This window comes from Acetobacter malorum (genome assembly GCF_002153605.1).
In the GTDB taxonomy this organism is placed as follows: Bacteria; Pseudomonadota; Alphaproteobacteria; order Acetobacterales; family Acetobacteraceae; genus Acetobacter; species Acetobacter malorum_A.
Map to the genome: position 1 here is coordinate 1 of NZ_JOPG01000053.1, position 8,035 is coordinate 8,035.

Consider the following 8,035-nt stretch of genomic DNA (forward strand, 5'->3'; position numbering starts at 1 on the left):
TGTTCGTGGAATGCGCACTGTTTGACCCTGTGCATATTGCTCTGAGCTGCCGTCGTCTGGGTTTGTCGTCTGATTCAAGCTATCGCTTTGAGCGCGGTGTAGACCCGGCTCTGCCGGTTGCTGCCATGGAAGCCGCAACCCGCATGATTATTGAACTGTGCGGTGGTGAGGCCAGTGAGGTTGTCTCCGCCGGTGAGCAGCCCGCATGGCAGCGGGAAGCAACCCTGCGGTTCCACCGCGTGCGGGATCTGGGTGGGCTGGATGTGCCTGCGCAGGAGAGCATCGCCCTGCTAGAAAAGCTGGGCTTTGAGGTTCAGGAAAAGACCGAAACCCACGTTCAGGCCAGCGTGCCGTCCTGGCGCAATGATATTGCCCAGAAGCCGGTTCTGGCGCAGGGCCGGGATCTGCCAGCCGATCAGGCTGCACGTGCCGCCGAAGGTGTGGAGCAGATTGAAGCCGAGAGCGATCTGGTGGAAGAAGTGCTGCGCCTGAAAGGGCTGGACGCCGTTCCGCCGGTGCCGCTGCCACCTGTCAGCGTGGTGCCTGCTGTTGCCCTTACGCCGCGTCAGGTGCGGGCTGCGCGGGCGCGTCGGGTTCTGGCAGCGCGTGGGCTGGTGGAAACCGTTGGGTTCTCTTTCGTCTCGCACGAAGATGCACTGCGCTTTGGTGGCGCGCCGGACAGCCTGCGTCTGCTGAACCCCATTGCATCAGATCTGGACCAGATGCGCCCCACGCCCATGGTCAATCTGGTTGCAGCCAGCCAGCGCAATGCGGCGCGGGGCTGGGCAGATATTGGTCTGTTTGAAATCGGGGCCGGGTTCTCGGAAGACGGGCAGCAGCAGATTGCCGCAGGCCTGCGCGCTGGCCATACGCCACGCTATCCGGGGCAGGTCAGCACGGGTGTGTCCCTCTGGTCCGCCAAAGCGGATGCGCTGGAACTGCTGACGCAGCTTGGTGTGTCGGTCGAAGGCCTGAGTGCGACGCCAGACGCGCCGTCCTGGTATCATCCTGGCCGGTCTGGCGTCCTGCGTCAGGGGCCGAAAATGGTGCTGGGTTACTTTGGTGAACTGCATCCGTCTTTGTTGCAGGCGGAAGGCATTGATGTGCCGGTGGTGGGGTTTGAAATCCTGCTGGATGCCGTGCCGGAGCCCAAACGCCGCCGTAAAGCTGCACCCAAACTTTCAGCATTCCAGCCTGTGCGCCGTGATTTTGCCTTTGTGGTCGCGCGCGATGTGCCGGGTGAAAAGCTGCTGAAAGCCGTGAAGGGTGCGGACCGCAACCTTGTGTCCGATGTCAGCCTGTTTGACCTTTATGAAGGTGAGCATGTGCCGGAAGGGCATCGTTCCATGGGGGTGGAGGTCACCTTGCAGCCCGTGGACAAAAGCCTGACGGATGCGGAACTGGAAGCTGTTTCCGAGCGTATTGTGGCAGCTGTGGCCAAAGCAACAGGGGCAACCCTGCGCTAAGCAGGGCGGCATGACAGAAACCGGAAGCGGAGAGCAGCAGGCATGACACACCGGACGACGTTCCTGAAACATGGGGCAAAGCTGGCGCTGCTTTCTGCCACGGTGCTTCTGTGCGGCACGCAGAGCCTGCGGGCGGAAGACATTACCGGGGCCGGGTCCAGCTTTGCGGCCCCGCTTTATCAGGCATGGTCTGCGGCCTCATCAGAAAGCACCGGGGTGCGGGTCAATTATCAGACCATCGGGTCCGGAGCGGGCCAGAATATGGTGCTGGCTGGCACGGTGGATTTTGGGGCCTCTGATGCGCCAATGGCACCGGAAAAGCTGGAGACCGGGCATCTGATGCAATTTCCCACCGGCATTGGCGGTATTGTGGTGATTGTAAATGTACCCGGTGTGCCCGATGGGGCATTACGCCTGACAGGCCCGGTGCTGGCTGGTTTGTATGATGGCAGCATCAGCTCGTGGAATGACCCGCGTATTGTGGAACTTAATCCCAGCCTCAAACTGCCCGATCTGCCTGTTGCCCCGCTGCATCGGGCCGATGGGTCCGGCACAACCTTTGTGTTTACGGATTATCTCGGGCGGGTTTCTCCGGCATGGAGCACCTCTGTCGGGCGTGGGACATCGGTTGACTGGCCTGTCGGGTCTGGCACGCGGGGCAATGACGGCATTGCTTCCTACGTGGCGAACACGGAAGGCAGCATAGGCTACGTGGAGTATGCCTATGCCGAGCGCAACCACCTGCCAATGGTGCAGTTGCAGAATAAGGCGGGTGATTTCGTGAAGGCCTCGGCGGAGAGCTTTGCCAAAGCGGCAGACTCCGCAGTGTGGGACGATAAAACCCTGACGGCGGCCTTGTCTGACACAAAAGGTGAGGGGGCATGGCCGATTGTGACGACAACCTATGTTCTGGTGCCGCAGCACTCGGCAGGCACGGAACACGGGCAGGCGGTCCGGACATTCTTCCGCTGGGGTCTGACAAATGGGGAGGCTGCCAGCCGCAAGCTGGATTACGTGCCCATCCCGGCGCGGGTCAGAACTATGGCGCTTGGGCGGCTGGATCAGCTTGTGCATCCGGGAACGCCTGCGGAATAGCATCCCGAGGCTTTTGACGGCTTAAATGTCGAGAGATTGGCATAGAAAAGGGCGGACACATTATGTGGCCGCCCTTTTTGTTGGGAGTGTTTGTGTATCGGCTTCCCCGCGCAGGCTGGCGTCAGCGCGGTGTATTCAGGCGCAGGCTGTTGCCAGCGAAAGAGAGGCTGCCTCTTTGGCGTCCTCTGCGTCGGTGTCCAGCAGATAAGGGCCTGCGGCCAGAATTTCCACAACGAGCAAGCAGCTTGTGGAAGATACCGCCGGAATAAGTGGGAGCGTTGCGCAGCCGTTGGTCCAGCGGCCTGCTGCGTTCTCTGGTGCATGCCAGCCGGACAGAGTGCTGTCTGTCAGGTGTGAGGTCAGTCTGTGCGGTGTGCCGGCCTGAACGCACATCAGGCTGCCGACCAGCACACCGAGTGTCCGTCGGTCATCCACAAAAGGCCCGATACTGTCAGACGGACGGCCCGCACGTGAGACCAGAGAAACCTCTGTCACGCCGGGCGGGAGAAGGAAGAAAGCGCGGCCCTGTTCGGTGCGCAGGGGGCGCAGGCGGGTGCCGGTTGGGGTGAGCAGATGCAGGTTTGCATCCTGTGTGGTCTGGCGCGGAGGCGTGGAGGGCAGCAGACCGAGCGCCTGAGCGCGGGCCATGAGCGTATTAAACAGCGGTTCGACATCCTGCCGCGCGACGGTCAGGGTGGCGGCACTGTCCTGCTCCCATGTTTTGGGGGATGAGGGGAAGCGCGCCAGCGGACCGGGCTGGGAGAAGCTGCGGCGGTTGCCGGTATCCAGATAGCTTTCAGTCAGCGCGCCGTTGGCACGGATGACGGCATGTTGCGCTGTTTCAATATGGAAGCAGTCATACTGGCTGATTGTGGTGTCATAGAGAATGGATCCGCCATTCACCAGCATACGGACGGGTACAAACTGACCGTCAAAATAGAAGCAATGTTCGGGGGTTACGAGCAGATCTTCAAACGGCACGCCCTCTGAAAAGGCGTTCTTCCGAATGCGGACCGGGCAGCCAGCGTCATCGGGGGCCAGACCGGATTGCACTGTAACCTCGCGCTTGCCCACCCAGATGACTTCCCGCAGACTGGCATGGCCTTTGTCATAGGTCATCACCTGATCCCCAATGCGGAGATCTTCCACGCGCCTTAGCGCGCCGTCAGCATCTATCAGCGCGCCGGGCAGGAAGCAGACGACGGCTTCAAGCTGCACTGTGCCATCATCCGTCTTGCCCAGTGTGAGGTGGGACAGGTCGGACGAGCTGAAGGTCAGGGTGTAGCTGGTCTGGCCATCGGTTACCGTTGCGGTGTTGCCGAAGATGCTCAGTGTCGCGTTGCTGTCATACGTGAGGGACGAGAGGTCCAGCGTGTTGCCGCTTGTGAAATTGGCGAGCGTGGCGGCAAATGTGGAGGGGGACCCAAGGGTCAGCTTACCGGTGTTATCGCTAAACGTGATCGTCTCTGTGGAGGGCGCGGCGCCGTCCAGCACCAGAGAGGCCCCGCTGGTGATGGTGACGTTCTGGTAGGACTGATTGCCGGAGAGCGTCCAGGCACCAGCGACCGTCATGGTCTGGAAATTTTGTGCACCGTCAAACGTGCCGGAGCCGGAGAGATTGACCGTATTGGTGCCGCCCCCGCCATCCACCGTGCCCGTAATGACAGAGCCGGTCTGGATGTTCAGCGTGTCATTTCCATCGCCCAGCAAAATGGCGTCTGTGGTGCCGGAAATGGTGCCGGAGTTGGTAATCGTGTCATCCTTATCGTCATTGATATGGATGCCGTACCCGTCCAGACCTTGAATGGTGCCGTCATTGACCAGCGTTGTGGCGTAAGGCGCATAGCCCTGACTGCTGTTATCAATCAGGATACCGTTCTGCGCGCCGCTGATGGTCGCCCCTGCATGGTTGGTAATGCTTCCGCCGCCCAGTGCCAGACCTTCACTGGTGTTGGGGTAGCCATCGCTTCCGTTGCCGCCAGCGCCTGTGCCCTGAATGGTGCCGTAATTGTCGATAACGGAGTAGCCGTCGATATCCACGCCATCGCCGTCACCCGTGCCGGAGCCATCGTAAGCCCCGGTAATAGTGCCGTAATTGGTGACAGTGCCGGTGCCATCAGACCCAACGCCTGAGCCGTCCCGCCCGGTAATTTCGCCACCAGCTTCATTGATCACTACAACATCCGTGCTGCTGGTAATGCCGTGCCGCGCAGCGGAAATGGTGCCGGAGTTGTTGACCGTGCCGGAATGGTCCTGAAAATCGATGCCGTCATTCTTGGTGGCACCGTTTGCGCCATCTGCATAAATCTCGCCGGCGTTGTTAATAACGGCGTTTTCACCGGGCCGGACGGCGTCCGCATCTGTCGATTTGATAACGCCAGTCGCGGTGTTGGTGATGGTGATGCGGGAAGCCGTTGCCAGTGAGTCAAAATCGATCGCCTGACCATCGACCGAGGAGTCAATCGTGCCACTGTTGGTCAGGGAAATGGTGGCGGAGGGCATGTCCGCATCAATCCGCACAGCATCATCGGAGCCTTCGATGGTGCCGGTATTGTTGATGGTCAGGTTTGCCCCGGAGATTTTTGCCGCAGTGTTGCTGGCTGTTGCGTCAATCCCGCGTTTGCCGGTGGACTGAAGGGTGCCGCTGTTTTCAATATCGAGCGTATTGATGGCATCCAGATCAACAGACACCGTGGTTTTGCTGGTGCTTAGGGTCTTCGTGTTGGAATAGGTCTGGTCAGAGTTCAGGGTAACCGTGTTGCTGCTCACGTCAGGCGTCCTCACTGGCTGGAGAACCGTCCTGTAGCAAGTCTGATTGTCCCGAACAGAGGGCAGGAAGGTGGCGTGTTAATATTTAACAAAACTACCTTTAATCTTTCATAAAACCTTCATGGATGCTCTGTGGGAGACGGAGGTTGCCATCCCCCGAGACGCGTCTTGCGGGGGATATGCGCAGTCATCCAGTACTCATCCCAGTGTTGTCCCGACTTTCATCCACAGATTCTGTGGATAAAGAGGGTTGGGAAGGAAAAGAGCTGCCGATGGGGCGAAAAATGGCGCAGGCCCGCGTGGACTGACTACTGGAGCCAGACCTGTGAGAAAAAGAGCTTATTGACCTGAGTGTAAAAGAAATTCTTCAACCGGGGAGAGGTGATGATGACATCATCTTTCTCAATAGCCGGGGCGATGGGCGCCTGTTCCATCACCAGATGGTCCACTTCCCGCCAGAGTTCATCCGTCTGATGCGGGGTGAGGGAAACATCCGTTTTGGCGCGGTCCATGAGCGCCTGAATGCGCTTGTCACAAAAGCCGGGGATGTTGATGGAACTGTCTGAATTAGGATGGAAATTCTCACAGCCCAGCAGATCATCCAGAAAGTTGGACGGGGACGGATAATCCGCGGACCAGTCCTTCAGGGCAATCTGCACATGATTGCCGGAGTTCTGCATGTAATTGAACGCCATGGAACTGCTGAGTGGGCGGAGCGTGGCCTGATAGCCAATGGTTTGCAGCATGTCCCGCAGCCATGTGCCCATGGCGTAATCGATGCTCGTATTGGCTGTTACCAGAGTGACATGCTGCCCGGCGGTGCCACTTTCCCGCACCAGAGCGCGGGCCTTTTCCAGATCAGGCGCGGACCATTGCGCTGCGGGGGCGGAGGGTGACGCGCCGCGTGTGTAGAAGCACTGGTCTGACGCGACGGGGAAGGACGAAGGCAGCATGCCGCACAGAGGCCGGGCGATGCCGGGGCCGCCATACAGAATGACCATCGCCTTGCGGTTCAGTGCGTAGTTAACAGCCTGCCGTGCCTTAAGCTGGTTGAACGGCGGCAGGTTGACGTTCATCGGGATGAAATACATGGCCGGATGCGGGGCAACATGGGTTTGCGCCGTAAAGCGGCTGCCCAGTTCGCCTAGTCTGTCCATAGGGACAGTGTCAGCCAGCCAGTCATACTGGCCGTTTTCAACAGCGGTTACGGCGGCCTCATCCGGGATGCCGAAGCTGTATTCTATGCGGTCCGGGTAGCCGTCAGGCTGGGCCTGCGCATCCCACACCCGGAAATACGGGTTGCGGTCCAGATGCAGAAATTTGTTCGGGTCATAGGTCGTGACCCGATACGGCCCGGTGCTCGGGGCGGCCACGTTGCCAAGATCGTGGTCCGGGGTTCCGGCTGGCAGAATGACGGAGTGCGTGAAGGCCAGCTTTTGCAGAAATTCCGTATCAGGCCGGGCAAGATGGAAGGTGATGGTGCGGTGCGCCGGGTCTTCCGTAATGCCTTCCTTCAGCGTGCAGGTGGCAGGGCTGCGCAGGCAGGCATCGGCACCGGCAATGGCAGAATAGAAGGAGCCGGCAGTCGGAGAACCAACCCGGAAAATGCGTCGGAAGGAGGCTGCAACATCCGCTGTGGTCAGAGGCTGTCCGTTCGAAAAGCGGATATCCGGGCGTAGGGTGAACACATAGGTTAGTCCGCCATCCTGCGGGGCAGGGAGTGTTTCGGCCAGGTCGGCGACAACATCATTGCCGCGGGGGCCGGTCACTTTTCGGAAGGTCGTCAGCCCGTCATACACCACTGCATAGAGGTTGATGTATTTGCTGCTGTAATTGATCTGCGGGTCCAGCGTGCCGCCGGACGCAGCTGCTGCCAGCCGGAGCGTGCCGCCCCGATGGGCAGCCAGTGTTTCAGGCGTTTGGTCAACGGCTGTTTGTGCCGTGGCTGTTGCCATGCTGGCAGCTGTTGTCAGGCCCGCCAGCAGGACAGCGGACCAGGAACGGTGCACGCCCCGGTGCATCAGCGTGCGGAAAGCGCGCATTCCTGTTCCTTTAAGGCGTCTGGGCTGGTGCGTCGTTAACGGCAGGCTGTTCAGCCTGACCCGGTGGCTGGTCCATCAGGTGAGAGAAGTTCTTGTAGATGGAACTGACCAGAAAAATGCCCAGAATCAGCGTGGCGATGACAATGCCAAGCCGTACGAGTTTGCCTTCCATAATTCTGCGGGTCCTTTAGCGCTGTATAGTATTATTGGTGGGCGGGCGGTACCAGCTCGGTCCGCGTTCCCCGTGGTGCGTTCTGGGGTGGTAGTAATGATGATGGTCATGATCATCCGCGCAGGCGCCGAGCCCGAGCAGACCCAGCAGGAACAGACCGGGCATCATCAACCGTGCAGAAATAGGAAAACGTTTCATCAGGAAACCATACCGGGATTTAAAGTGTGACGAAAGGGATCTCTGTCAGGCCCCGGCTACGCCGTTGCCCACCATATCCAGCGGGTTAACCAGCCTGTCAAAGGCCTCTCCGTCCAGATAGCCTGACTGCACGGCTGCCTCCCGCAGGCTGAGGTTCTGCTCCATGGCCCGATGCGCAATGTCCGCGGCCTTGTCATACCCGATGGCGGGGCTGAGAGCGGTGACGAGCATGACGGAGCCATTCACATACTGTGCAAGATGCGGCTCATTCAGTTCCGTTCCTTCCACCGAGA

The 8,035-nt window shown here is 59.7% G+C and carries 6 protein-coding genes and 1 pseudogene; 2 read left to right on the forward strand and 5 right to left on the reverse strand.

Annotation, left to right across the window (positions count from 1 at the left end; translation table 11 throughout):
* On the forward strand, positions 1–1,466 hold a 1,466-nt coding region (locus HK23_RS13660), incomplete at its 5' end, for a phenylalanine--tRNA ligase subunit beta (protein WP_143217579.1).
* A gap of 42 nt (positions 1,467–1,508) precedes the next feature.
* Positions 1,509–2,561: a phosphate ABC transporter substrate-binding protein PstS gene (gene pstS, locus HK23_RS13665; RefSeq protein WP_086654380.1), complete on the forward strand. Its 1,053-nt coding sequence runs from the start codon at positions 1,509–1,511 to the stop codon at positions 2,559–2,561.
* A gap of 135 nt (positions 2,562–2,696) precedes the next feature.
* Here the strand turns inward: pstS and HK23_RS13670 are convergent, their stop codons facing one another.
* The 5 genes and pseudogenes from HK23_RS13670 to fumC all read right to left on the reverse strand — a co-directional run.
* Positions 2,697–5,330: a Hint domain-containing protein gene (locus HK23_RS13670; protein WP_256940218.1), complete on the reverse strand. Its 2,634-nt coding sequence runs from the start codon at positions 5,328–5,330 to the stop codon at positions 2,697–2,699.
* Between the two features lie 308 nt (positions 5,331–5,638).
* Positions 5,639–7,372 carry an ABC transporter substrate-binding protein gene (locus HK23_RS13675; RefSeq protein ID WP_256940219.1) on the reverse strand — a complete coding sequence of 578 codons (1,734 nt, stop codon included), beginning with the start codon at positions 7,370–7,372 and terminating at the stop codon, positions 5,639–5,641.
* A 10-nt stretch (positions 7,373–7,382) separates the two neighbouring features.
* A complete protein-coding gene (locus tag HK23_RS14610; RefSeq protein WP_156508163.1) occupies positions 7,383–7,544 on the reverse strand; it encodes a hypothetical protein in 162 nt (53 codons plus the stop codon).
* A gap of 15 nt (positions 7,545–7,559) precedes the next feature.
* The gene (locus tag HK23_RS14430) at positions 7,560–7,742 is read right to left on the reverse strand and encodes a hypothetical protein (RefSeq protein WP_143217580.1); all 183 of its coding nucleotides are present in this window, start codon (positions 7,740–7,742) and stop codon (positions 7,560–7,562) included.
* A gap of 45 nt (positions 7,743–7,787) precedes the next feature.
* Positions 7,788–8,035: pseudogene (gene fumC, locus HK23_RS13680) on the reverse strand (class II fumarate hydratase); the annotation flags it as partial.

Bases quoted from the DNA above. Each gene is read 5' to 3' on its own strand.
- HK23_RS14610 (WP_156508163.1), bottom strand. From the start codon at position 7,544: ATGGAAGGCAAACTCGTACGGCTTGGCATTGTCATCGCCACGCTGATT.
- pstS (WP_086654380.1), top strand. From the start codon at position 1,509: ATGACACACCGGACGACGTTCCTGAAACATGGGGCAAAGCTGGCGCTG.
- HK23_RS13675 (WP_256940219.1), bottom strand. From the start codon at position 7,372: ATGCGCGCTTTCCGCACGCTGATGCACCGGGGCGTGCACCGTTCCTGG.
- HK23_RS14430 (WP_143217580.1), bottom strand. From the start codon at position 7,742: ATGAAACGTTTTCCTATTTCTGCACGGTTGATGATGCCCGGTCTGTTC.